Source organism: Candidatus Obscuribacterales bacterium (assembly GCA_019744775.1).
Classification (GTDB): domain Bacteria; phylum Cyanobacteriota; class Vampirovibrionia; order Obscuribacterales; family Obscuribacteraceae; genus SBAT01.
Window position 1 is genome coordinate 372,789 of record JAIETZ010000001.1, and the last position, 23,412, is coordinate 396,200.

Annotated in this window: 25 protein-coding genes and 1 tRNA gene; 15 read left to right on the forward strand and 11 right to left on the reverse strand. The window is 46.2% G+C overall.

Features of this window, described 5'->3' with window-relative positions; genetic code table 11:
* Nucleotides 1-121 precede the first annotated feature (121 nt).
* The gene (locus K2Y22_01555) at nt 122-2,005 is read left to right on the forward strand and encodes a long-chain fatty acid--CoA ligase (protein MBX9877119.1); all 1,884 of its coding nucleotides are present in this window, start codon (nt 122-124) and stop codon (nt 2,003-2,005) included.
* 8 nt (nt 2,006-2,013) lie between these two features.
* Here the strand turns inward: K2Y22_01555 and K2Y22_01560 are convergent, their stop codons facing one another.
* Together K2Y22_01560 and rsfS are read right to left on the reverse strand one after the other, a co-directional pair.
* The gene (locus K2Y22_01560) at nt 2,014-3,159 is read right to left on the reverse strand and encodes a hypothetical protein (GenBank protein MBX9877120.1); all 1,146 of its coding nucleotides are present in this window, start codon (nt 3,157-3,159) and stop codon (nt 2,014-2,016) included.
* A gap of 24 nt (nt 3,160-3,183) precedes the next feature.
* The gene (gene rsfS / locus K2Y22_01565; GenBank protein ID MBX9877121.1) at nt 3,184-3,522 is read right to left on the reverse strand and encodes a ribosome silencing factor; all 339 of its coding nucleotides are present in this window, start codon (nt 3,520-3,522) and stop codon (nt 3,184-3,186) included.
* Between the two features lie 364 nt (nt 3,523-3,886).
* On the opposite strand from rsfS, the gene K2Y22_01570 reads away from it, so the two are divergent.
* On the forward strand, nt 3,887-4,168 hold the full coding sequence (locus tag K2Y22_01570; protein MBX9877122.1) for an HU family DNA-binding protein: 282 nt from the start codon (nt 3,887-3,889) through the stop codon (nt 4,166-4,168).
* A gap of 139 nt (nt 4,169-4,307) precedes the next feature.
* On the opposite strand, the gene K2Y22_01575 is transcribed toward K2Y22_01570, so the two are convergent.
* From K2Y22_01575 to K2Y22_01590, 4 genes are all read right to left on the reverse strand, one after another.
* Nucleotides 4,308-5,087, reverse strand: coding sequence for a tetratricopeptide repeat protein (locus K2Y22_01575; GenBank protein ID MBX9877123.1), 780 nt, complete (start codon nt 5,085-5,087; stop codon nt 4,308-4,310).
* Nucleotides 5,068-7,209, reverse strand: a complete 2,142-nt coding sequence (gene pnp, locus K2Y22_01580; protein MBX9877124.1) for a polyribonucleotide nucleotidyltransferase — start codon at nt 7,207-7,209, stop codon at nt 5,068-5,070. Before pnp ends, K2Y22_01575 begins: the two co-directional genes overlap by 20 nt.
* Before the next feature lie 102 nt (nt 7,210-7,311).
* On the reverse strand, nt 7,312-7,581 hold the full coding sequence (rpsO, locus tag K2Y22_01585; protein MBX9877125.1) for a 30S ribosomal protein S15: 270 nt from the start codon (nt 7,579-7,581) through the stop codon (nt 7,312-7,314).
* Nucleotides 7,582-7,845: 264 nt separating this feature from the next.
* A complete protein-coding gene (locus tag K2Y22_01590) occupies nt 7,846-8,070 on the reverse strand; it encodes a ferredoxin family protein (GenBank protein MBX9877126.1) in 225 nt (74 codons plus the stop codon).
* 266 nt (nt 8,071-8,336) lie between these two features.
* Here K2Y22_01590 and K2Y22_01595 point away from each other — a divergent pair, with 266 nt between their 5' ends.
* A complete protein-coding gene (locus K2Y22_01595) occupies nt 8,337-8,642 on the forward strand; it encodes a hypothetical protein (GenBank protein MBX9877127.1) in 306 nt (101 codons plus the stop codon).
* Nucleotides 8,643-8,759: 117 nt separating this feature from the next.
* Here K2Y22_01595 and K2Y22_01600 read toward each other — a convergent pair whose 3' ends face one another.
* Both K2Y22_01600 and K2Y22_01605 read right to left on the reverse strand, forming a co-directional pair.
* Nucleotides 8,760-9,131: a hypothetical protein gene (locus K2Y22_01600; GenBank protein ID MBX9877128.1), complete on the reverse strand. Its 372-nt coding sequence runs from the start codon at nt 9,129-9,131 to the stop codon at nt 8,760-8,762.
* A gap of 14 nt (nt 9,132-9,145) precedes the next feature.
* Nucleotides 9,146-9,388 (reverse strand): hypothetical protein, encoded by a 243-nt coding sequence (locus K2Y22_01605; GenBank protein MBX9877129.1) that lies wholly within the window; start codon nt 9,386-9,388, stop codon nt 9,146-9,148.
* 401 nt (nt 9,389-9,789) lie between these two features.
* Here K2Y22_01605 and K2Y22_01610 point away from each other — a divergent pair, with 401 nt between their 5' ends.
* Nucleotides 9,790-13,764: a hypothetical protein gene (locus K2Y22_01610; GenBank protein ID MBX9877130.1), complete on the forward strand. Its 3,975-nt coding sequence runs from the start codon at nt 9,790-9,792 to the stop codon at nt 13,762-13,764.
* Between the two features lie 38 nt (nt 13,765-13,802).
* On the forward strand, nt 13,803-14,681 hold the full coding sequence (locus tag K2Y22_01615; GenBank protein ID MBX9877131.1) for a tyrosine recombinase XerD: 879 nt from the start codon (nt 13,803-13,805) through the stop codon (nt 14,679-14,681).
* Nucleotides 14,682-14,726: 45 nt separating this feature from the next.
* On the opposite strand, the gene K2Y22_01620 is transcribed toward K2Y22_01615, so the two are convergent.
* Nucleotides 14,727-16,157, reverse strand: coding sequence for a hypothetical protein (locus tag K2Y22_01620; GenBank protein MBX9877132.1), 1,431 nt, complete (start codon nt 16,155-16,157; stop codon nt 14,727-14,729).
* Between the two features lie 351 nt (nt 16,158-16,508).
* On the opposite strand from K2Y22_01620, the gene K2Y22_01625 reads away from it, so the two are divergent.
* Nucleotides 16,509-17,420, forward strand: coding sequence for a MerR family transcriptional regulator (locus K2Y22_01625; GenBank protein MBX9877133.1), 912 nt, complete (start codon nt 16,509-16,511; stop codon nt 17,418-17,420).
* Here the strand turns inward: K2Y22_01625 and K2Y22_01630 are convergent, their stop codons facing one another.
* Entirely contained in the window at nt 17,421-17,675 is a 255-nt protein-coding gene (locus K2Y22_01630; GenBank protein ID MBX9877134.1) for a hypothetical protein, read from the reverse strand. It abuts the gene before it with no gap.
* Nucleotides 17,676-18,608: a hypothetical protein gene (locus K2Y22_01635; protein ID MBX9877135.1), complete on the reverse strand. Its 933-nt coding sequence runs from the start codon at nt 18,606-18,608 to the stop codon at nt 17,676-17,678.
* 261 nt (nt 18,609-18,869) lie between these two features.
* On the opposite strand from K2Y22_01635, the gene rpsF reads away from it, so the two are divergent.
* The 9 genes from rpsF (at nt 18,870) to tatC (ending at nt 23,407) form a co-directional block, all read left to right on the forward strand.
* A complete protein-coding gene (rpsF, locus tag K2Y22_01640) occupies nt 18,870-19,196 on the forward strand; it encodes a 30S ribosomal protein S6 (GenBank protein ID MBX9877136.1) in 327 nt (108 codons plus the stop codon).
* A 26-nt stretch (nt 19,197-19,222) separates the two neighbouring features.
* Nucleotides 19,223-19,681, forward strand: a complete 459-nt coding sequence (locus K2Y22_01645) for a single-stranded DNA-binding protein (protein ID MBX9877137.1) — start codon at nt 19,223-19,225, stop codon at nt 19,679-19,681.
* 97 nt (nt 19,682-19,778) lie between these two features.
* Nucleotides 19,779-20,009, forward strand: a complete 231-nt coding sequence (gene rpsR, locus K2Y22_01650) for a 30S ribosomal protein S18 (protein ID MBX9877138.1) — start codon at nt 19,779-19,781, stop codon at nt 20,007-20,009.
* A 55-nt stretch (nt 20,010-20,064) separates the two neighbouring features.
* Nucleotides 20,065-20,147 (forward strand) — tRNA-Leu (locus K2Y22_01655).
* A 29-nt stretch (nt 20,148-20,176) separates the two neighbouring features.
* Complete coding sequence (infC, locus tag K2Y22_01660; GenBank protein ID MBX9877139.1) at nt 20,177-20,776, forward strand: translation initiation factor IF-3; 600 nt, start codon at nt 20,177-20,179, stop codon at nt 20,774-20,776.
* Between the two features lie 166 nt (nt 20,777-20,942).
* Complete coding sequence (rpmI, locus tag K2Y22_01665; GenBank protein ID MBX9877140.1) at nt 20,943-21,152, forward strand: 50S ribosomal protein L35; 210 nt, start codon at nt 20,943-20,945, stop codon at nt 21,150-21,152.
* Nucleotides 21,153-21,256: 104 nt separating this feature from the next.
* Nucleotides 21,257-21,622, forward strand: coding sequence for a 50S ribosomal protein L20 (rplT, locus tag K2Y22_01670; protein ID MBX9877141.1), 366 nt, complete (start codon nt 21,257-21,259; stop codon nt 21,620-21,622).
* Between the two features lie 60 nt (nt 21,623-21,682).
* Nucleotides 21,683-22,477, forward strand: a complete 795-nt coding sequence (locus K2Y22_01675; GenBank protein ID MBX9877142.1) for an RNA methyltransferase — start codon at nt 21,683-21,685, stop codon at nt 22,475-22,477.
* A 174-nt stretch (nt 22,478-22,651) separates the two neighbouring features.
* Nucleotides 22,652-23,407, forward strand: a complete 756-nt coding sequence (gene tatC / locus K2Y22_01680; protein ID MBX9877143.1) for a twin-arginine translocase subunit TatC — start codon at nt 22,652-22,654, stop codon at nt 23,405-23,407.
* Nucleotides 23,408-23,412: the final 5 nt, after the last annotated feature.

Below are 23,412 nucleotides of genomic sequence, written 5' to 3' on the forward strand. Positions count from 1 at the left end.
GAAAAGCTGTAAATTACCCTGTACTAATTCAGGCAAACATGTATATCTTGGCCCTAGGTCACGGGGCTATAATACCTGTGGGTCAAAACCCCATGCATATGTCACCAGTAGAGGGATCAACGTGCCTCAGAATATTGCCAGCATTTTTTACGAACGGGCCGCCTCGCAAGGCGCCTTGCCTATTGTTCGCTTTAAGGAGGGCAAAGGTCCTTACCGCGACACGAGTTGGGCAGATTTTGCCCGCATGGTCAACGAAATGGCTTTCGGACTTGCTTCCCTTGGTCTTGAATCAAAAACTTCAGCAGCTATATTTTCGCCAACCTCGCACTTGTGGGTGGCAGCCGATATGGCTATTATTTCCAACGGTGCATTCTCCATCCCGCTTTATCCAACTTGTTCGGATGCCGATGCTGAATTCATCCTCAATAATTCAGAAGCTCAGTTTCTGTTTGTAGCCAACGAAAGCTTGCTTAAAAGATCACTGGCGATTCGAGAAAATCTACCGAACCTAAAAAAGGTCATTCTTATGGCGGCACCGTCTCGCGGGCGCTCTCTATCGGACTTGAATTTGTCCGATGAAGACAGAGCCTTAGTGATTGGCTTAGAAGAGCTGCAGGAATTGGGCAGACAGTTAAAGGATGAAAAACCAACGCTTATCGAAGAGCGCATTGCAGCAACCGGTCCAGACGATCTAGCCACAGTTATCTACACATCCGGCACAACCGGCACACCTAAAGGTGCCATGATTACCCACGGTAATATTGCCGCAATTCTGGAAGATCTCAAAGTAATTATTCCAGTAGGCGCTGCTGATGTTTATTTAGCTTACCTGCCGCTTTCACATGTATTTGAGCGCATTTGCGGTGAGTTTTATTGCATGCAGTCAGGAGGGGTTTACTCCTTTGCTGAAGGCATTGAACACATGTCCAAAAATCTCGCCGAAGTACAACCGACAATGGTCCTTGTTGTGCCACGCGTTTTGGAACGCATCTACAACAAGGTAAAAGCCGGAATCGATGCTTCACCCAAAAACAAAAAAGCACTGGCCGAATGGGCAATCAACGTCGGCAAAGAAATGCTTCAATACCGCTCAAACGCTCAAGAGCCAGGTCTCATGCTGAAGGCTAAACACTATGTTGCGACGCGCCTGGTATTAACCAAGATCAAAGAGAAGATAGGCTCGCGTCTGACTTGCATTATCTCTGGTGGAGCACCGGCAACTAAGGAAATCTTGGAATTCTTCAATGCCTTAGGCATCCCCACACTGGAAGGTTATGGTCTAACAGAGACAACAGCACCTTTGACTGTTAACCGCTTCGACAGAATAAAACTAGGCACAGTAGGAACAGCGTTGCCTTGTGTCGAGTTGAAACTTGCCGAAGATGGCGAAATCCTTGCCAAAGGGGCCTCCGTATTCAAAGGCTATTACAGAGCTGAGGAAGCAACCAAAGAAGTCTTCGACGAAGAAGGTTATTTCAGGACAGGTGATATCGGTCAACTTGATGCTGACGGCTATGTAAAAATTACCGACCGCAAGAAGGACATCATCGTCAATTCATCAGGCAAAAACATTGCCCCGCAAAAGATTGAAGCGATGCTGCGCACAATCCCACATGTCAGTCAGGCAGTCATTTTCGGCGACAAGAAAAAGACACTGGTGGCTTTATTGACTTTGGACGAGCAAGCTATAAGCGACTACGGTCGCAACAATGGCTGGCATTTCGTCAACTTTGAACAGTTGTCTAATTTGCCGGAATTGAAAAAATACCTGCGCAAAGAAATTCAGGCACGCTCAAACAAGCTTGCCGACTACGAAAGAGTTCGCAACTTTGCCATACTCAAGCACGACTTTTCCATTGATGGCGGTGAACTGACTGCTTCAATGAAAATCCGCCGCAACGTAGTGCGCGATAAGTACAAGAAAACAATTGAGACCCTGTACAAAGACGAGGCAGAAGATACTGCCTTCTCAACTCCTGCACCAGGCGTAGCAACAGTAGTATAAATTCCACTCTAGCTCAAAGCTGTAGCTGAAGCAGTTCTGTCTGCTTTATCCAAAGCGGCTACACGCAAGACGCGCGAGCGTCCGGCTTCAAGCACGAATAAAGAGCCGTCACCGGCAAAAGCAATGCCTGTCGGATTGATAAGTCCTGATAAAAATGTCTCAGCGCGACCGTCGCGGCTGACTCTATAAACAGCGCCTGCCCGACCGGCTGTTACGTAGATGCGGGCAAAACTGTCCATAGCAAGGTTACCGTCATAACCATCGGCAAAGTTGAAGCTTTCCGGCTCGGTAACCGTGACGCGAGAAATCTCTCTGCCATCAAGCGAGCGTTTAACAACGGCTCCTGTTGCATGTTCAAGAGCCCAGAGGAAACCATCCGGATCAATTAAGAGTCCTTGCGTGCCATGGCCGGGACCACCCACGAGAACTTCATATTCACCCAGGCGATCTATTTTAAATATGCCGCCTGTATTAGATGGGAAATTCGATACGAAAACATCTTCTCTTGTGCCGATCACAACGTCAGCTAAGAATGTGCCGCCGCCTGTAAGCGCTCCATCAACTTGTGAGAGAACTCGACCAGATTTATTAGGATCGATCTTATATACGGTGCCTTGAATGGTCGCCACGTACAAAACGCCTTTGCGATCGAAGCACAATCCGGAAATTGTACTGTTGCCTCTTATGCGAGCATATTCTGTTAAGTGTCCTGATTGATCAACAAACCAAACACTTCCATCAACGGCAAAATAAATGCCTCCCGGGCCGGAACGCATTCGCGAGAAGCGATTGGAATAGGAAGCATTCAACTGAGATAAAACTTTTACTGCATAACCCTTGGGTGCATCCGGCAAATCAATAATATTTGTCGGTTGAATCTTTGCCGGAGCATCTTCTTTGCTGAAGTCCTCTTCGGCTTCTTCCAAAAGGTCGCTTGAGGTAATATCAATATGCAAAATCAGGTGCAGTGGAACAAGCAGTCTTCTGACATGGATTTGTCCGTCACTTTCATGCGAATAGGTCTCAAGATCAATATGATCATGGTCGACGCTTAAAACACGCCCCGTAACGGTATTGTGGCAACCCATGCCATACCAAATTTGAATTTTTTGACGTGTCTCAGAAAACGTTTGAAGTCTTGTTCTAAAGCTCATTATATAAAAACCACGTGATGAGTCTTACCGTTCCCAACTACTTCTATCCACCACAAGTGCTTGATTCCAAAACTGTTCAAGCTTGTAATAATTTCTTTCCTGTTCCTTTAGTACGTGCACAATAATTGATCCAAAATCCAACAACACCCAGCGACCGTCTTTTTTTCCTTCGACTGCTAAAGGTGATTGTCCAAGTTTTGCAAGAGCGTCAACGATTGCATCTGCAATTGCATTTACCTGGTTAACCGAATCGCCTCCTGTAATTACAAAGAAATCGGCCAGTGGTGTTATCTGCCCAACTTCTAAAACCAGGGTGCCGGCTCCCTTTTTTTCCTCCGCTTGTTGAGCAGCCAATTTGGCCATCGAAAATGAATCCAGGTCTTTTGTGCTAGATGCTTTGGAGAATGCTGGCGTTCCCAAGCGGCTTGGACTCCCTTTTCCGGTACTATAGTTGTTCCCAGTTTTGCCAAACTTTCACAGGGCCCTTTCGAGAAATTTTCCTCATACAAAAAACCCCGAAATCAAGCCGGAATCAGGGTTTCCAGGCAATGTCATACACCCGAAAGGCTGTTTCTTGGCAATGGGTGAGGCTTTCGGGCATTTGCAATTCTTTATCAAGTGGCACTTTTTATGCGCGAACCCTTGCCGAAGCCTCACTGGGTGCGCTATTCTAGCCTCTTACGTGGTTTTTACTCGTTTGAAGTCCTTAGGGACAGGAGGAATCTCAGTGAACAAAGCAGAATTAGCTGCCGAAGTAGCCGCCCGCACAAATAACACCAAAAAAGCCGTTGAAGAAATGCTTGCTGCTTTCTGCGATGTAGTTGCCGAAATCGTCTCCAAAGGCGATCGCGTAACATTGGTTGGTTTCGGTACATTTGAGCGTCGTGAGCGCCAAGCACGCGAAACAAACAACCCGCAAAAGCCTGGCCAAAAAATCAAAGTGCCAGCAAAGAAAGTACCAGCTTTCTCAGCCGGTAAAGAATTCAAAGAAAGAGTCGCCAAGAAATAGGCAACTCTTGAAGCTGAGCAAGAGCGCCGATGAGGCGTTCGCCGGCGAAGCGTTCGGCTAATGCTGGATAGCAAGCGAAGGTGTAGCGAAGCGAAACCGGAGCATATAAAAAGGGCGAGTTGTTACTCGCCCTTTTTGTTTAGGGCAATTCCAGATCTTTGCTATTGGCTGCCGGCAAATTGTTCTCTTCCGGCTCAACAACTTTGCCGTCGGGATTATCGGATGTACCTTTTACTCCGGCCAATCCATATGTAGTGACAAAATCTCTGGCCTTTGTTTTGAACTTTTCAGCTTCAACAAGTTGTCCCTGTTTTTCCAAAATAAGTCCATAAATAAGATTGGCTCTTGGATCATCCGTCCGCAGATCCAATGCTTTCCGCACAGCATCTGATCCTTCTTGCCACTTGCCCATGCGTCCATACAACTGAGCAAGTCCAAGATAGCCATCGAAAAATCCTGTGTGAGCAAGACTTCTGTTATAAGACGTGATTGCCTCATCCAATTTGCCAGCACCTTCTTGTGCCAAAGCCAAGTCATAAAAGAAAGTGCCTTGCTGCGGCAAATTATTGCCATAGGTGGCTGAGAAAATTTGTGAGGCTTGTCCTAAATGGTCGGCTGCCATGCCATAGTCGCCCACCAGATATTCGTTCAAGCCAACGTCATATAGCGCATAGGCTCTTCCAAGCGAATTTACATCTTGGAAAAATTGCTTACTAGTATCTACTCCAGGTTCTTTTGCCACCGGCTTTGTTGGAAGCGTTTTCTTCAACCTGCTTGATTTGGTTGAACGCACGTGCGACTTTCCGGCATAAGCTGGAAAGCTTAGGGCATCGACTAAGAGGTTAAAAGCAGCGATGAGAGAAAGGCAGATAATAAATCTGCCCTGGTATGAGCCGAATCTATTTCTCGAACTCTGCACGCTCTTCCGGGCTTACCCCTTTCATGGTCAGGTTGACCCTGCCACGTTCGTCAATTTCGCGCACCTTTACAATTACCTTTTGCCCAACTGAAACCACATCCTCAACCTTTTCCACACGGCGGTTTTCCAGTTGTGAAATATGCACCATGCCTTCTTTGCCTGGCAGGATTTCAACGAAGGCGCCCATGGCAATAATTCTTGTCACGTTACCTTCATATACTCCACCGGATTCGACACGCTTGACCAATTTCAAGATCCAGTCACGAGCAGCTTCCCCACCTTCAGCTTCCACTGAACCAATGAGAATTGTGCCGTCATCGGAAATATCAATTGTGGCCCCTGTCTCTTCAATAATGCGACGAATCATTTTGCCGCCAGGTCCAATTACTGTTCCGATATCGTTAGTATCTATCTGGACGGTCAGAATTCTTGGAGCCCAACGTGAAAGCTCAGGACGTGGAGCTTCCAAGCAAGATTCCATTTTTTCAATAATATGGATGCGACCTTTGCGGGCTTGCTCAAGAGCAACTCTCATAATCTCAAGCGAAATGCCTTCAATTTTGATGTCCATCTGCAAGGCGGTAATGCCGTCCTTGCTGCCTGTGACTTTGAAGTCCATGTCACCCAAGAAGTCTTCCAAACCTTGAATGTCAGACAAGATGGCGAAGCGATCACCCTCAAGAATGAGTCCCATAGCGATACCGCCGACGATTGCCTTAATAGGTACACCGGCATCCATCAAGCACATGGTCGAGCCACAGGTAGAAGCCATTGATGTTGAACCATTAGATTCAAGCACTTCAGACACTACGCGCATAACATAAGGGAACTCTTCCTTCGACGGCAAAACCGGAATTAGAGCACGCTCTGCCAGCGCACCGTGACCAATTTCACGACGTCCTGGTCCGCGGCTTGGCTTTACTTCGCCGACGGAGAATCCAGGGAAATTGTAGTGATGCATGTAAGTCTTTTCTTTTTGCGGATCAATTGCATCCAGCTTCTGAGCATCACCACCTGTACCCAAAGTAGCAATCGAGAGAACTTGCGTTGTGCCGCGGGTAAAGAGACCTGAGCCGTGAGCTCTCGGCAAAATGCCTGCATCAACTGTAATTGGACGAATTTCGTCACAACGTCTGCCATCTGCACGAACACCGGAATCAAGAACTTGTGCGCGCATCAAATCTGCTTCTTTAAGTTCTAGATATTCGCCCAAGTGCTTCTCTGCGTACTTTCTAAACTCATCATCTTCAGGCAACTGTTCAATGGATTCAATAACAGCTGCTTCTGCTTCGTCGAGCAACCTCTGACGTGTGGCTTTATCCTTGACGCCGTTCATCGAAGCTAAAAGTTTGTCGGTTGCTTTTTCTGCAATTAAACCAGCAAGTCTTTCGTTCTTCTCAGGAGCAACGAATTCCCTTTTCTGAATGCCTAGTTCGGCAAGGAATTGTTTTTGTACTTCGCACTGCTTTTTGATTTGCTGGTGAGCGTAATCAATGGCAGCAAGAATGTCTTTTTCGGAGACCAAATCACAGCCCGCTTCAACCATCATGATGGAAGATTCGGTACCGGCAACAACTAGATCGATATCCGATTCTTCCATTTGAGAATAGGTCGGGTTAGCAATCATCTTGCCGGCAATGCGTCCTACGCGCACAGCACCAATTGGTCCAGAGAAAGGCAGTCCACCTATGCCTATTGCAAAAGATGCACCAAGCATAGCCAGCGTGTCCGGTTGATTTTCACCATCGCACGACATGCATGTTGCCACTATTTGCACATCTTGCCTGTAGCCTTCTTTAAAGAGTGGTCTAATTGGTCTATCGATTAATCGGCTAATCAAAATAGCCTTATCTGATGGTTTGGCTTCACGTCTGCCGAAGCTTCCCGGCACGCGTCCTACGGCATAAAGCTTCTCTTCGTAGTCAACCAATAGTGGGAAATAGTCAATTCCTTCTCTGACGTTTTTAGATTCGGTACAAGAAACCAGAACAAAAGTCCCGTCACATATAACTTCAACGGCTCCGCTTGCTTGTTTAGCCAAGCGACCCGTTCTTATGGTTACTGTCTTACCATCAATTTGTAGGCTTATTTCTTTTACGCCTTCTTTCAATTCCGTTTGCATCTTCTTCCTTCTTTCTTACAACTAACTATGAGCCTAAGTAGACCGCAAAGGTCTTACTTGGCAAAACTAAAAAAGAAGGCAGGAAAACCTGCCTTCTTGAAACTACCTTCTTAAACCAAGCTTCTCAATTATTGCGTGGTAGCGCTCCGGACTTTCGTGGTTCAGGTAACGCAATAGTCTGCGTCTTTTACCAACCATCATCAGCAGCCCGCGGCGGCTATGAAAGTCCTTGCTGTGTGTACGCAAATGCTCGGTCAATTGATTGATGCGTTCGGTCAAAAGAGCAATCTGCACTTCTGGCGAACCTGTGTCTTTCGCATGGATTCTGTGCGACTCGACGACTTCTACTTTCTTTTCTTGAACTAGTGACATGTCTTTTCTATATCCGTTTGAGTATTTATCAATTACTTGGTTTGGGGATTAATGATAACACAGATCCTAGGCTGGACGAGCCTTTGCGGTGACTGACAACCTTTATTTAGCTTAGTTTTTGTATACCTTGGGATCCCTAATTTATAGGCAGCCCGCAAATTAAGGCCAATAAGCCGTTTTCGGCATTGCCCCCGTTGTCAGGAAATAGAAAAAGCTGCCCCGAAAGGCAGCTTTTCGCTACAAATTCCGTTACTTGAACGAAAATTAGGACTTTTGAAGCTCAGGCTTCCACTCGTCAAGAATTGCGCCTTCAATTGGGCAAACCGACAAGCAGGCTCCGCAATCGATGCAGGTTGAGTCATCAATATAGGTGAACTTTGTGCCCTTAGTATTGGTTTTGCCTTCGGCCCAATGAATGCACTCTACTGGACATACTGGAATGCAATCGCCAACGCCTTCGCAAATATCGGCAACAATGGTATAGGACATCTCGAACTCCTCATTTAACTAGTAAATTCTGAACTTTTTTCGTAGTGATATTTTCTACTAAATCACTTTCAGTTTCATCGGTCGACACTGTTCAAACTGAATCTCTTAATTCTTAACATATTTACGGCGTAAAACATAGATGATCCAACTAGATTTAGAATTGCTCTGAAAATCAGATACATAGAGGCTTTTAGAAGAGTCCGAATTGAGAAAGATTCTCAATTGCAGAAGTGCAAACCCCTGAAGCAAAAACTGAGGAATCCATAATGATGAGCGAACGAAAAATTGTAGTCCTAACACCTGCCGGAGAAGAAGCAGGTTATTTCGTCGATCCAAAAATAGAGATGATTTTGCCGCACCACTACAAACTAACAGGCACGTTTTACGACCACGATGGTGGCATGCCGCATCGCATAGAATTCAACCCGGAAGTATTGCCTTATCACCTGGATTTAAGTGGTGTTGCTTCCTGCAAACACGAAAAACTAGAATCAGTCTATGTGCAAAGAAGCAGACAACCAGTTGAAATGGTTGGTAAATGCAAAACTCAAGAACTAGTTCTTAATTATTAGGCTCCGGTTGAGCTTCGCTCCACCTTCGCTTGCTATCCAGCTTATCCACGCCTCACAGCGACCTGCTCATCGCAGCTCTTGTTCGGCTGATCATCATTTTTAATAAGGGAAAAAATCTTATTCCAAGACAACTTTGCCGGAGACAAAATCCAAGCTGAGTTTGCGTCCGGATAGGAGTCTTTTGCCTATGAGAGCCGGCTTGGAAATGCCGCCCAATACAACCATGTTTTGCAGATCACTGCCTAGTGCGACCATGCCTATATAGTGATCCATCAAGTGCGTTTGTTCACCGACAACTACGCGACGGGCGCCTAGACAACGCCAGCCTAATTCTTGAGCCAGTGCTTCATCAACTGCAAGCGCGCCGTCAAATTCCAGAGAAAGATGTGCTTCCACTTCGACTTCAAAGCCATCGGAAGCAACCAAGCTTACAGGCAACAGTACGTGTCCTTCCTCATCGATACGACCATTCACAACAACTGCCTGCACGTTTTTCTCCATAATCAGCAAAGATAGTCCACGGCTGGATTTTCACTAAGCCTGTAGGCAAAAAATTGTCCTGAGGGATGTTTTTTCCTGGCACGTGCGAGCACTTCAAGGTCATCCTGACCAAGGAAGTATTCTTGTGTCGTAGGCTCTATCACAACAAGCCAATTGCGATAGCGGTCAATAAGCTCAGTCATCAAGCGTTCAAAGATGGGATAGCATCTCCGATCAAGCTCTTCTCGCGATGAATTGTCAGCCATTTAATCTGTCTCTTGCGCCCGATAATCATGCGTCGGCAAGGAAATTATTCCCCACAATTAAATATTACCCGGCTAAATGGTAAATCCACCACTTGGCGGCTCTTATCCAGTGTGATAGCCTGTGCAGCTAGGCATCCTCCGTAAAGGAGATGCGGCTAATCTCTGTTAGGGTCTTCTGGCAGCAAAGAGCTTTCAAAGGGAACCTGGCGGAACAAATGGCAGTCCAAGAACATGTGCAAGGCATGAATCCAAGCCGTGTAGCGCGTAAATGGATTCAGGGATAGTTAGTGTTAAATCTTCCCCTTAAGTCACCCCCGAAAGGCAGAGAGTTAGACAAACGCCCCAGAAAGGCGTTGTACAGCCTTTTTGTTACTAGGTTCTTGTTGGGTTGGGTTGCCTCAATGGCAATTCTCGTTTTTGTTGCCGCTACAGTCGATATCAACTGGGCTAAGCCCCACATTTCTCAGATGCTCGCTGAAGTTCTGCATCGCAAGGTACAACTAGGCAAGTTGAAATGGCAATTCGGCTTTTCCGGACTAGCAATCTCAACAGACAAAATGAGCATTGTCGAAAAGGATAATCTGCCGCTTTTAACAACCAAACAAAGTGAGATTGGTATCGCCTTTACTCCACTCTTGCAGGGCAAACTTGAGTTTCGCTATCTGAAATTCAAAGAACCCGAACTCTGGGCAATTTATCTGGGCAAAGGTCGTTGGAATTTCACCGATCTTTTGGAGGCGGTAATTGACTTGCACTTGGCGGAAATCAAGAAAGGTCGCATTCACTTCCGTGATTTCTCACAGCCGCTGGTTTTGGTAGACAGACAAGACGACAATTTGTTTGGACCAATGGATTTGGAAAATGTCGAACTAACATTTGTCTTGCCGAGAAAAGGTAAGCGCTGGCCCTTGAACCTATCCTACGAGTTACCTAGAGAAGGCTACCGCACAAAAGTCAAACTAACAGGCGTTGGCAACGGAGCCATGCGCGACTGGGAAACAAGTCATTATCGCTTCGAATTCAATGTGGAGGATTTGAAACCTCGCGATTTGGGTCCAATTATTCGTCTCAAGCCGATGGACGATGCATTAGTTGATTTGAACATCAAACTAGACGGCAGTTTGGCCAAGCTTGTCAAACTCGATACAAAATTTTCTATCTGGGGTATCAAAGCCGGCAATGGACCGAAAGCTGAAAGACTGCCCGCTACAAGCGGTTCCGGTACTTTATTAGTAGATACGAAAAAAGCCAGCTGGAATAATCTGGCAATAAACGTTGGCGATTTGACCTTTAACTCCAAAGGAGAATTGGACAACTGGCGAGGACACTCAGCTGTTTTTGGCGGAGACGCAGAAGGCAGTTTGGGTCCTATTGCACGCTTGTTTGCACGCCATGTTTTAGCTTTAAAGAAAGGTAATGTCGGCTTAAACAAGACCTACACCGTTGATTTAAACGCTGACGGAGCCGGACAAAAGCCCGCAGCCAAAATTGAATTCACAGTTAAACTCAACCCCAAGAGCAAACAAATTCAAGAAATGCTGGCAGATACTCCTTTAGCCGGTTTTCTATCAAAAAACACGCAGACAAGTCTTACTGGACAAATAGTCACAACAGGCGCCAGTCGCATTGAGATACCCAAAGCCCATCTCACAATAAACAATGCCGATGTTACAGTCGGAGGCTTCTTCGATCAAGCAAAACACCAATCGTCAGTCAAGTTTTCTGCTCTGCAATTCCCACTTGCAGGACTCATGCAGAGTCTTAAAAACGAACATCATTTAAAAACCAAATTGCCCGATTTAAAACTATCCGGTTTTGTGGATGTTCAGGGTCAAATCGACTCACAGAACAAAACAAACAAAACTGTAGGCACGATTGTTTTCAAAAATGTCGGTGTGTCATACGGTGACGGACAGCCGCTTTTAAGCAAATTGTACGGTCAGGTTACCTTCGACAATCACTTCTTATCCTTCAACAATTTACATGGTGAAATTGCCGGTGGTCCATTGACCATGGACGGTAAATTGCCCATTGGCTCAGCGCACGGCTCAACCAATGTAAATATAAAAGCATCCCACACCGATTTGGCAAAGGTTATGCAAGCACTGGCCATTATTAATGTCCCACTGCCTAAAGAACTGGCTGATTTAAAACCAACAGGCAGCATAAAAGAAGTAAGAGCCAGTTTGTCCGGTTCTTTGGAAAAACCAACTCTCAGTTTCTATGCCATCCCCGACAAAATAAAACTAACTGCCGGACCTTCAACAGTAATGCAAATTGTTGATGGAAAAGTAGAGCTGAAAGGCAACGCTTTAGCCTTGCAAAATGTCAAAGTGACAACGGGCGACAATCACTTTGATCTTTCACTGACAATTGATGACTGGCAGGATCCTTCAAGTCTGCAAGCTATAAAAGTATCCAGCCCCAATCTGCGTTTGGAAGAGCTCCATTCGATTCTAACCAGCTTGCCTGATACTTCTTTTGCCGAGCGTGCCTACAGGCAGCTACTAGACCAGTACCACATCTCTGAGCTGAAGGGTAACCTTTCCGGCCATCTTGAATGGATTGAGCAGGAAAACAACCTGAATGGCGAAGCAAGCCTGACAGAAGTCGCCTGCAAAATCTACAATGAAGCTATTGAGGATTTTTCGGGCAAATTAGTTGTTTCAAGCGATAAAATAATTCTGGAAAAGGCGTCTGCATTAATTGGCAACAGCCGTTGCACAATAAGCGGACAACTAATTGATCATCAAACTGCCACGCCGCATTGGAATGCATCGCTTAAAGCTAATGCCTATCCGCAAGATTTTCTGCCGATGATGTCCAACTGGGACGGTCCTAGTCGCCCCAACCAAATCTCAATTACATCGGAAGAGCCGATTGGTCTTGTAATTGAAGCGCACGGCAACCAGGCTTCCTGCCAAGTACACATAGCCAGCCACGTTCGTCCTGATGGCGATTTTAAGATCAAGTCCAAGCACTTAACTTGGGTCAAACCACGTCATGAAGCCATCCATATAACAAGCAATATCGCAATGGCCAAAGTTGGCGAAGAAGGCGCTGCCACTGCCGAGTTGAAAGACTTTGAAATACAACTGGGACAATCCAAGATGCACGGCTCAGGCAAATTTCATGGTCTGGAATTTGAAACAACCATTGAAACCGACCAAGATTTCAATGCTCATGATGTGACAAAAACCATTTCATTGAACGATAAATCAATGTCAAAGCTGGAACGCGCCATTAAAGGAACACGTGGCCAATTGCGCGGCATGGTCACGCTTACAGGCTCATTGGACAATTTGCGTATATCAGGACATTTGAACTTCAAGGATATGGACCTGCCACTTATGAGTTTGGCAGACGCAACCGGCTCAGTTAAATCAAGTGGATGGCAATTATTTGCCTATGATCCGGATACTTTGACTCCTGAGGAAAAAGCTTCAACAGCTTCATTGGCTGTGGAGAAGGCTAAGATTGGGCGCGTTGATACCTTTGATGTAGAAGCAGAAATTGCTCAGGCCGGCACCCCAGGCAGCCACAACAATGAGACATGGCTCTTGGTCATTCCAGCTTTGCGAGCCAAATTATCCAACGGTCAATTAAATTTAAGAGGCAGCTTCGAACCATTTACCGGTAAGTTGTTGATGGACACCAAACTTTCAAAGATTGACATCAACAAATTCTTCTATCAGCTAACCGGCAACAAAGACGAAATAACAGGAATAGCATCCGGTCATATCATTTTGGAAAGCGTGTTCGGCAACAACAAAGAATTCCTCAAGCATACAAACGGCTCCGGCGAGATAACCATTGAGAATGGCAAGGTGACTCGCTTCGGCAACCTCCAAGCAAAAATCACACAAGCCAATTTGCTGGCCCAAGGACTTCTGGGTTTCAACTTGAATAATCTTCTCCAAAGCGTGGTCCCGGTTAGGACCGGCGAATTCAAAAAATTCTTCGCCATCTTTGATGTGAAAAATGGCGTCATTGATTTTGACGAATTGCGTTATACCGGAGACGACATGCGCCTTTGGGGAGACGGTGAAATTGATTTACCGAATGAACAGATAAAGCTTTCCATCGCCGGCAACGTACCGCGCGTGTTCTCCAGCGTTATAGGCGGCAAGCTAGGTCAAGTTTCACGAATCATCACTATTCAAAGATTGCTTGATACAGTCACCCTCCACAAGTTTGACGGCATGCCCACATTACCGGTCATTGGCGATATTGCTTCTGATAAACCAAGAGCCTTTTCTTTCCATGTGGTGGCACCTTCAAATCAACCACAAACAATTGCAAAGTCGATTATCAAGTCATTCGGCTGGCTGCAGTCCCAACCAAAAGCCACCGCCCACCCTGTTCCTCAAATTTGATATTGATACATATCGAATAGGGTCTTAATATATAGCCAATGAATATTGGCCAATCTGAACTCAATAATTATCTGCAGTATTTACTGGCAGAGCGCGGACTCTCCGCCAACACTTTGGCGGCGTATCAACGCGACCTGTCAGGCTTTCTTGATTGGCTTAAAAGCAATGGTGAACGCCAGGAAAAAATCATTGAGCGTCAAGACGTAGTGGCCTTCATTACTGAGTTACGCAAACGCGGTAATAAGCCGGCAACAATAACGCGTCAGCTAGCCAGTTTGCGCAGTTTCTTTGCCTTTCTCAAAACCTACACAGGATTCGCCTCAGACCCATTAGACGGCTTCCAAAACCCGCATAAAGCCAAGCGTTTACCACAGACTCTCAGCCCACAAGAAGTGGCAATAATGATTGAAGCGGCAGACAACAGTCGTGATCGTCTTATTATGGAATTGCTCTATGGCTGTGGACTGCGTGTGTCTGAACTTACGAGTCTGAAAATCTCCGATCTCGATTTGAAACAGGGTCTGTTGAAGTGCTTCGGCAAAGGCTCAAAAGAACGCCTTGTGCCGATGGGACAGCCGGCAATGAAAGCTATCGAAGAGTATCTTACAGAAAATCCTCACAAAACAGGATCGCTATTAAGAAGTCGCGAAAACAAGAAACTCTCGCGCCTTGTCGTCTGGCAAGTAGTTAAAAGGCTAGCGGAAAAAGCCGGTATTCAAAAATCACTGTCTCCACATACATTGCGCCATAGTTTCGCCACGCATCTTTTGGAAAATGGTGCGGATCTGCGTTCCGTTCAAGAGCTTTTGGGACATGCCAACGTCGTCACCACACAGCTCTATACTCACATCAGCCGTTCGCATTTGCGCAAAGTCTACGAACAAGCACAAAATTCTTACAGGCAGCAAGAAAGCTAGTTACGCTGTTTCCATCGCATCTTGCTCTGGCTCTGTCTGCCCGTCTTACTTATGTTGCTTCGCAACAGGTATCTTCAAAACGATCTGCTGATTATCTGCTTTGGTAACACCAAAGTTGTATTCTTGTCCCTGGCAAGCAAAAGTTATATGCATTGGTTCAGAAAGACTCGTTGGATCTTCGCGGATAATCAAATAGCCACCATCTTTAGGCATCTTCAAATTGGGCCTAAAACCAGCCTTGCGCCCAAGATGAAGTTCGGCCAATTTTAGAATTCCCGGCTTGTCGTCAGGCATTTCGTATCCGAATCTTTTTGCTAATCGTGCCGCTATATCCCAACAATTGTTTTCCGTTTGCTCATAACGGCCATTTTTTGCCAGTTTTACAAGCCCATCTTTTTCTAAATCTCTGCCTATTTCTGCTTCGGAAGGCATTTTAGGAACAAATGGTTGTGCCGGCTCACCCTCTTCTGGAATTCGTTCTCCTGGTCCGCTGGCAATGGGTTTTTCAAAAGATGTTTTAGTTGTTCCATCCGCCTTAACCAAGACTTTTCTACCGTCCTTATATGTTGTTTCCACTGAACCATCTGCTCTTTCGTGCACTTTTTTGTCAGCTTTGTACTGTGTTACTTTGTTGCCTTCCCATTCCGTAACAGTTTTGTCGACACTCTTTGTCTGAGTGATCTCAACTTCCTTACCAGCTTTCATATCCCTAAACTTACGTTGAATTGATCCATCTGCGAGCTTGGTCTCAATGGCATCGATTTCACGACCACTATTCAGCGTCATCTTCACGGGATGTCCATGCATAGGCTCCACATGAGACGCTGTCTTTAAGAAGGCAAACTGGTTATGCGCTTGCTCTTCCAAGTGACTGACGTTGCTAATTTCCTTTGCTCCACCTAAAGCCTTCAACTCGCCTGCTGCTTTAGCTTTATTTCCGAAGGGCAATTCAAACTGGGTGACAGCGAACAAAATCCCACCAAGAATCGAGCCTAATCCCTCAGGCTTTTTTGCTTGCTCGATAACGTCATGAGCTTTGACTTCAGACATTGCCTGCGCAATTTTAGGTACCGAACCGATAACTTCACCAACAGGCTTCAGCGGGTTAGCATTCTTGAGTGCCAGATCGACATCATGCTTTCTAGCAGCATCCATCTGTTGACCGACAAATTTGATTCCGTCAGTGGCAATTTGTGTTACTGATTCAACTATCTTTCCAACGGAAGCTTTGTAATATACCTGCGCAAATTTTGATTGGCTCTCAACCTGGCGTTTTGTGTCACTTTCCGTTGGATGCACAAAATGCCCAAGCGCATCCTGCCAGTTATTGACGGTTTGTTTTATTTGTTTTTCGAGGTCGGCATGCTCTTTATAGGCGCTTTTAGGATCCTGGTGGAATTTATCTTCCCCAGCAGCCTTTTCCTCACCAGTCTCTTTCTCAATTGAATGGTGCTTCGAATTGTCGATTCCAGCCATAGTCCAACCCAGACTTGCCCATCTCCGATATACCCCAGTAATTGGCTCTTTTGCCGCCCCAGTTTGCTAAATACGCTGAAAGTTCACACAATTCATGACAACCACTGATTAATTTTTAATATGGGAGATGATCGAAAGCCTCGAATCTAACCTAATATTTGGTGTGCATGATTTTGTTTGAAATCATGGCAAACGTGGTGAGTAACAGTTAGACTTACTTTGTCGCCGCTCAATTAAACGACCTGGCAGTCTCAATGAGAAGCCGAGTCAAAGCGAACAGTAAAACTAACTCCACTAGAAAAGACGTGGCGGGTGCCATGTCGTCACAACTAAAGGCAAGAACAACACAATATGAGTAAAACATCCTCCACTGAGGGCACGAAGATTGCCCAAGCAGCAAAGGAATTGAACGTCACTTCAGTAACCATTCGTCGTTACATTGCAGAATTTGATATCGAGACAGAAACAGACGAAAACGGCATCAAAGTATTGCCGGAAGCAGCAATTACCGAATTGCAAGAAATTCGCAAACTCAAGGAAGACGGCACAAGCAATCCACAAGTGATGGAACGCCTTGAAGAATTGCGCACCGAAAGAGGCGCAGTTAAAAAGCCTAAGACCAAAGCCAAAGACGAAGACGAGACATCTGAAGTGTCCACTGAGTCGGAAAGCGAAGGCGAAGAAGAAAAGCCAGCTCGCACAAGAAGACCAAGAAGAGTAGCGAAAAGCGAAGGCGAAGCAGCCGAAGCCGGTGAAGAAACAGTGGAAGTTGCCTCCGAAGAAGCAACTGAAGAAGGTGCCGAAGGACAAGAAGGCGGCGGTCGCGTTAAGCACTCACTGACTTGCCAAACTTGCTCTAAAGTATTCGAACACATGAATCCGCGTTTGCGTGATTGCTTGGAGTGCTACCGCGCCAAGCGCAAAGAGCGCCGTCGTGGTGGTGACAGACAAAAGAATGTCATTCAGCACCCGTTGGCTGCTCAAGTTGCTTCAAAATCAAGTATTACTGCTCAAAGTAGTGCACCGCAGACAATGGTTTCAGAAGTGCGCAAGGCACCTGTACGCAGTTACAGAAAAGCTATTGAAGATACAAGACACATTACATCCAACATCAAGCGCCGCTTAGAGCGTCCTGATTTGGGCGAAGGTGAGCGTCGTTGGCTAGAGCAAATCTATGCCTACCAGCTCATCCTGCACCAAGGATGGCGTCATTTAGCCGAATACAAGTCCGGCAGCAAAGAACAAGCTTCGACAGAAGTCTAATTACGGGCCGACGTTGTAGAAATCGCTCACGACCACATTTGGCGTGTGCGGTCCTGTAATCGAGCCGCCTTGCTCTTGGTCGCGCGAATTGCCTGCTGAGTCTTCTTCATAGCCAACTTCGTAGGTTGAGTCACCCTCTTCCGAGCGAAACTTTGACCTGCCTACAATTCGCATGAGCCAAAGAACAAACAACAAATTCAATGCGCTAAACACATAGAATCCAACTACCCAAAATGTTGTATTGTCTAATAGCATTTAAAAAGGGTCTGAGGTGTCGGACATCATCTGTGGTTTCACAGTCATCGGTTGAGTCGGAGCGGTTGTCATCAACCCAGGTACACCGGAAGATGTGTAATTGGGTTTCCTATTAACAGGTTGATTGCCATAAGGCACCTGCATCTGTCCTGGTCCATGCATTTGGTGCACAGGCTGCTGTCCTTGCGGAATTGGTTCCGGTTGACCATAAGGGACAAGTACAGGCTGTCCATAAGGAATATGTCCATCTGCAGTTGTCTGCGGATTGAGAGCTATCTCAGGTACAACTAGCGTGCGATTGAGACGCACAGGCACAATTTCACCTTTCTCAAGTACATATTCATTACCTTGATTCATCGAACGCATGTAGGCACCTTTGCCCAATGAATAGCCGCCCATTCCCATTGGCAATGAGCCCATCCAACCCATGAATGATCCAGGAACATCACTAAATCCATAACCAGCCTGTTTAACAGGCGGTGGCTCGTTTTGCTCCATATTGTGATTACGAGCTATAAAGCCAAAAAATGGAATATTGGTGCCGTCAGGCAACACTAGTGATTGCAATGATATTTGTATACTGCCGGGATTGCCGTGATTTTGGGTCACAGAGGGAGTGACATTCAAGACTTTGCCGACTATGCGGCATCCTTTTGGCAGAATGACTTTGTTATTTGATGCCACAAAACCATCACTGAGAGTGATGGAAAAGATGTCGCCGACTTTGCTGGACGCAGAAGATATTGTGTCGTCTATGACACCTGTTAAAACCGTCCCGACAGGCACTCTGTCGAGCACATGCTGCCCCTGCCAGAACTCAGGCGTAAAAGACTCCGGTCCTGTGATGCTCATCGCCTTGGGGTTGACGTTGCCCATGTAATTACTGCCCATTGATACAGGAGCAGTCGGCGGTGTGCCGGGCGGATGAGTCATGGCCCATTGCTCGCGGCAGTTGCCTGCAATGTTTGAGCTAAGGGCAAAAGCCACGGCGAGGAGGGTGAAAATGCGGCATTTATGATTAAACATGAGGAATAAATTAACTTTCCCAAGCCATTAATTTGCTCAATGTAACTGTAGGGCAGCCTTTTGCCTATGTGGGGAATACGCAAGTATGCTAATATTTCCAGCCCGGTACCTAATTGGGGTACCGCCCTTGCCTGCTTGCCAGGCCATCCGCCCACGAGGGAGAAAAAATTGGCTACTCTAACAAAAACAAAACTAAAACCCTACGAGACCATGTACATCGTTCGTCCTAACTTGGACGAAGAAGCTACAGATCGCGTCGTTGCTCAAGTCGAAGAGTTCATCAAGACTCACGGCGGGCAAAAGATTACAACCGACAAGAAAGGTCGCAAGCGTCTGGCATATGAAGTCAACAAAATGCGTGACGGCTTCTATGTTTTGACCACATTCGATGCACCGGCCGAATCAGTTGCTCAAATTAAGCGCATGATGACCCTTTCCGAAGACATCATTCGTTCAATTGTGGTAGTTGCTGAGCCCGAGAGTGCTACCTACTAAGCGCTTTCTCTAGCGAGGGTTAAACCATGAGTTTAAGCAAAATAGTCGTTTCAGGACGCGTCATTCGTGAGCCGGAAAAGAGATTCACACCAAATACCAATGTGGCTGTAAGCGAATTTGCTATTGCTGTTGAATCCAACCCCGGTCCTGACGGTAATGCTCAATCAACGCCAGTCAAAATTACGACATGGCGCGATTTAGCAGAGCGTGTCAGCCACGAGATCAAAAAGGGTGACCTGGTAATTGTTGATGGCCGTTTGCAAATCAACAATTTCACTAACTCTGAAGGTCAGAAGCGCCGCGAAGCGGAAATTCAAGCAATTTCAGTCGAGAACGTCGCCAACATTGCCAACAAGCAAAGCCATGCCGGCATTGAAGAAGCTGCCCAGTCCAACCAGAAGGTTGCAGCTGCTGTAGCGAAAGCTCCAAGCAATAGCGAAGATCTCGATGCGATATTTGCAAACGAAGACGAGATTCCATTTTAAGAAATCGTTTTCGCGTTAACGGGCGCAGGCAATGCGCCCCTATAAAAGTCATTATCCAAAACACTTACATTTCCTGGAGGAAACAATGGGTCGCCAAATGAATAACGATGGACCACCAAGACGTCGCAAGAGCTGCATTTTCTGTGCGGACAAGGTGGAGTCTATTGATTACAAGGATCCAAACAAACTCAAGAAATTTGTCACTGAAAGAGGCAAAATTCTTCCACGCCGCATTTCCGGCAGCTGCGCACATCATCAGCGCATTTTGACAACCGCCATCAAGCGTTCGCGCGAAATTGCGCTTATGCCTTATACAGCTGACGGTTAAGAAAAGCCAAGAGCTAGTTATTACGCTGTGCCTATTGTAAAATTCTCATCATCGTGCCGAAGTGGTGAAATGGCAAACACGCTACGTTCAGGTCGTAGTGAGCGCAAGCTCTTGTGGGTTCAACTCCCACCTTCGGCAGATTATCAATCCCAACAGATGAGGAAAGTTTGAGCACACCCATAAAAGGCAATCCAAGCCGCCCCGAACCAAGACGGGACATGCCACTTTTGAATGAGCGTATTCGCGACCGCGAAGTTCGTTTAATTGACGAAGAAGGAGCCCAACTTGGCGTCATGCCTACCAGAGAGGCACTTGCTACTGCCCGTGAAAGAGGATTAGACCTCTTTTTGGTCCAACCGGATTCGAGTCCTCCAGTGGCCCGTATCATGGATTATGGCCGTTTTAAGTTTGAGCAAGAAAAGCGCGCTCGGGAAGCCAAACGCAAGCACCACATAGTCGACGTCAAAGAAATTAAGATGCGCTACAGCATCGAAGTGCACGACTATCAGGTGAAAGTTAAGAGTGCTATCAAATTTCTTAATGAAGGCGACAAAATAAAAGTCCTCACAATCTTAAGAGGACGTGAAGTTCAGCACGCCGATATGGCGCTAAAGCTCATGAATAAGTTCTTTGATGACCTGAAAGATTTAGCAATGATTGAGCGTGAGGCTAGATTGGAAGGGAAGGCTGTTATAATGATTCTTTCGCCGATTCCCGGCAAGGGCAAACCGCCTCTTCCGGATGCTAAAGCTCCGGGTGAAGAATAAGCCCCAGTTAAGAATCGGACGTAGAAGAAGCGAAGCAAGAGTTGCGATAGAGCAATTCGCGGCTGAGCGAACGACGGATGCCGAAAGGCAAGCAAAGGTGGAGCAATGAGAAGACACTAAATGTGTCTTCGAAGCGAAACCGGAGCGTTACGAACGGACATCAACCATGCCTAAAATGAAAACAAATAAGGCTGCTGCCCGCCGCTTCAAGATCACTGCCACAGGCAAAGTCTTGGCGCGTCAAGGTGGTAAGCGTCACATCAACGAATGGAAGGCCGCTAAAGTCAAACGCAAACTTCGTGGATTCAAGGAAGTATCCGATGACCACAAAGCAAGCGTACTCGCTATGTTTCCCTACAAGAAATATTTGCGCTAAACGCATTTAGATCAAACGAAACAAGCCTAAGGGTAATTCTCCTCTCCGATGGCTTTAAGCAAACGACTTTCGCGACTCAAACTCTATAAAGAAGGAGCACTAAAATGCCTAGAGTAAAACGTGGCAACGTTCTTCAAAAACGCCACAAAAAAGTAATCAAATACGCCAAGGGTTTCCGCGGCTCCAAGTCCCGGCTCTTCATAGCCGCCAACCAAGCAGTCATGCGGGCATGGAGAAATGCCTACCGTGATCGTAAGTTCAAGAAGCGTGCATACCGCAGCCTCTGGATTACACGCCTCAACGCTGCTTGCCGCATGAACGGTATTTCGTATAGCCGCTTCATGGATGGCTTGAACAAAGCCGGCATCACACTTAACCGCCAATCACTTTCAGAACTCGCCATCAAAGACAGAGATGCCTTTGGTCGCTTGATCGAAATTGCCAAAGGTAAAGTGGCCGTCAAGGCGTAGTCCATCAAATCATCAAAGGGGCGCATTACATGCGCCCCTTTTTCTTTGCGGTAAAAACCAGTGAAAGTAGACGCAATTACAAGCAATACCAACCCGCTTCTTAAGAAGATAAGGTCTCTGCATCAGCGCAGCTTTCGAGAGAAGTATGCCGCTTACATCCTCGAAGGTGAGCGCCTTCTTGAAGAAGCTCTTCTAAAAGGCGTTGAACTCGAGGAAATAATTGCCAGCGAAACCTTTTTCAAACAGGGCTTGGGCAGACTTTCCGATGCTAATTTAGCGAGGCTTCTAACCGTCCCAGACAAGATTTTTGCCGAGTTGGCGACAACAACCAACCCATCCGGCATTTTAGCTATAGCCAAAATCAAAACCGTAAATCCAAAGAAGTTGTTTTCAGGCACGCCACTTGTAGTAATCGCTGATGCGATTCAAGACCCCGGCAACTTAGGAACCTTGATTCGCACCAGCTTAGCTGCATCCGCCTCCGGTCTAATAATGACAAAAGGAACAGTTGACCCATACAATCCCAAAGTTGTTCGATCAGCCATGGGAGCTAGTTTCCAATTGCCCTGTCTTTGGGATATGGATACCAACGAAGCAATAAAACTCTGCCGAGACAACGGACTGCAAGTAGTTGCTTCAGCCGCTGAAGGCACAAAATATTTCTGGCAAGCAAATATGACTAAACCAACAGCCATCATTGTCGGCAACGAAGGACAAGGACTGTCGCAAAACGTGCTCGACGCGGCTGATGAAATAATTGCGATACCGATGTCTGACAAAAGCGAATCTTTGAATGCAGCTCAGGCTGCGACAATATTCTTGTTCGAAGCAGTCAGACAACGACATCAGTATTAGTCGTCAGTCTCTATTTTTACTGCTGGTTGTTTTACTTCAACAGGTTGCTCAGAATGTATTTCGCCATCCGGTGCAACAGCTGAAGAAACCCGAAAAGCCAAGCCTGGTGGTATTTTTCCAATTTGTTTTAGCAATCAGATAGAATTGCTACAGTAAAGTAAAATTTTCAACCATATGGACACCTTGGACACCAATTTAGAAAATCAAGAAAGCAAACACGACGCAGTCGGCGACGACAAGCTGATGACCGTAGTCGAGCATTTAGACGAATTACGCAATCGCATAATTCGCTGCCTGCTTGTCATTGGTATAGCTTTCCTAATTGCTCTCTGGCTTGCTAAGGACGCGGTGCGCATTCTTGAAGCACCTGCAGGAAATATTACTTTTCAGGCGCTCTCCCTTGAAGAACCATTACTTGTCTACTTCAAAGTAGCGTTTTACATCGCAATTGTTCTTGCCTTGCCCTATGTACTTTTCGAAGCAAGCTTATTCATAGCACCTGGACTTAGAAAAGAAGAGCGCAGAATGCTTGTGCCCATTGTCATAGGCGGGCCTATTTTGTTTGTTGCCGGTGCAGCTTTTGCCTACAATCTTGTATTACCACCAATGCTTCATTTCTTTGGCTCATTCGGACAAGGCATAAGCCCTATCAACCAGAGACTAGATTTCTATGTATCCCTGGTCAGTTCAATACTTTTATATATGGGGCTCTGCTTTCAATTACCAATAGTATTATTCGCACTTTCCTTCACTGGACTAGTTTCATCGAGTCAACTCATAAAAGTCTGGCGCTATGCGATTTTTGCTGCAGCGCTTGTTGCCGCCATCATTACACCTGATCCAACAGCGGTATCGATGCTCATAGTCATGGCCGCCTTGACCGGACTTTATTTCCTTTCAGTTGGACTTCTGAAAGTATTTGGTCGTTGAGATAA

Bases quoted from the DNA above. Each gene is read 5' to 3' on its own strand.
- K2Y22_01610 (MBX9877130.1), top strand. From the start codon at position 9,790: ATGGCAATTCTCGTTTTTGTTGCCGCTACAGTCGATATCAACTGGGCT.
- K2Y22_01590 (MBX9877126.1), bottom strand. From the start codon at position 8,070: ATGTCCTATACCATTGTTGCCGATATTTGCGAAGGCGTTGGCGATTGC.
- K2Y22_01620 (MBX9877132.1), bottom strand. From the start codon at position 16,157: ATGGCTGGAATCGACAATTCGAAGCACCATTCAATTGAGAAAGAGACT.
- K2Y22_01635 (MBX9877135.1), bottom strand. From the start codon at position 18,608: ATGACTCATCCGCCCGGCACACCGCCGACTGCTCCTGTATCAATGGGC.
- K2Y22_01615 (MBX9877131.1), top strand. From the start codon at position 13,803: ATGAATATTGGCCAATCTGAACTCAATAATTATCTGCAGTATTTACTG.
- K2Y22_01560 (MBX9877120.1), bottom strand. From the start codon at position 3,159: ATGAGCTTTAGAACAAGACTTCAAACGTTTTCTGAGACACGTCAAAAA.
- K2Y22_01595 (MBX9877127.1), top strand. From the start codon at position 8,337: ATGATGAGCGAACGAAAAATTGTAGTCCTAACACCTGCCGGAGAAGAA.
- rplT (MBX9877141.1), top strand. From the start codon at position 21,257: ATGCCTAGAGTAAAACGTGGCAACGTTCTTCAAAAACGCCACAAAAAA.
- K2Y22_01630 (MBX9877134.1), bottom strand. From the start codon at position 17,675: ATGCTATTAGACAATACAACATTTTGGGTAGTTGGATTCTATGTGTTT.
- rpsR (MBX9877138.1), top strand. From the start codon at position 19,779: ATGAATAACGATGGACCACCAAGACGTCGCAAGAGCTGCATTTTCTGT.
- K2Y22_01625 (MBX9877133.1), top strand. From the start codon at position 16,509: ATGAGTAAAACATCCTCCACTGAGGGCACGAAGATTGCCCAAGCAGCA.
- tatC (MBX9877143.1), top strand. From the start codon at position 22,652: ATGGACACCTTGGACACCAATTTAGAAAATCAAGAAAGCAAACACGAC.
- pnp (MBX9877124.1), bottom strand. From the start codon at position 7,209: ATGCAAACGGAATTGAAAGAAGGCGTAAAAGAAATAAGCCTACAAATT.
- rpmI (MBX9877140.1), top strand. From the start codon at position 20,943: ATGCCTAAAATGAAAACAAATAAGGCTGCTGCCCGCCGCTTCAAGATC.
- rsfS (MBX9877121.1), bottom strand. From the start codon at position 3,522: ATGGCCAAATTGGCTGCTCAACAAGCGGAGGAAAAAAAGGGAGCCGGC.
- K2Y22_01605 (MBX9877129.1), bottom strand. From the start codon at position 9,388: ATGGCTGACAATTCATCGCGAGAAGAGCTTGATCGGAGATGCTATCCC.
- K2Y22_01645 (MBX9877137.1), top strand. From the start codon at position 19,223: ATGAGTTTAAGCAAAATAGTCGTTTCAGGACGCGTCATTCGTGAGCCG.
- rpsO (MBX9877125.1), bottom strand. From the start codon at position 7,581: ATGTCACTAGTTCAAGAAAAGAAAGTAGAAGTCGTCGAGTCGCACAGA.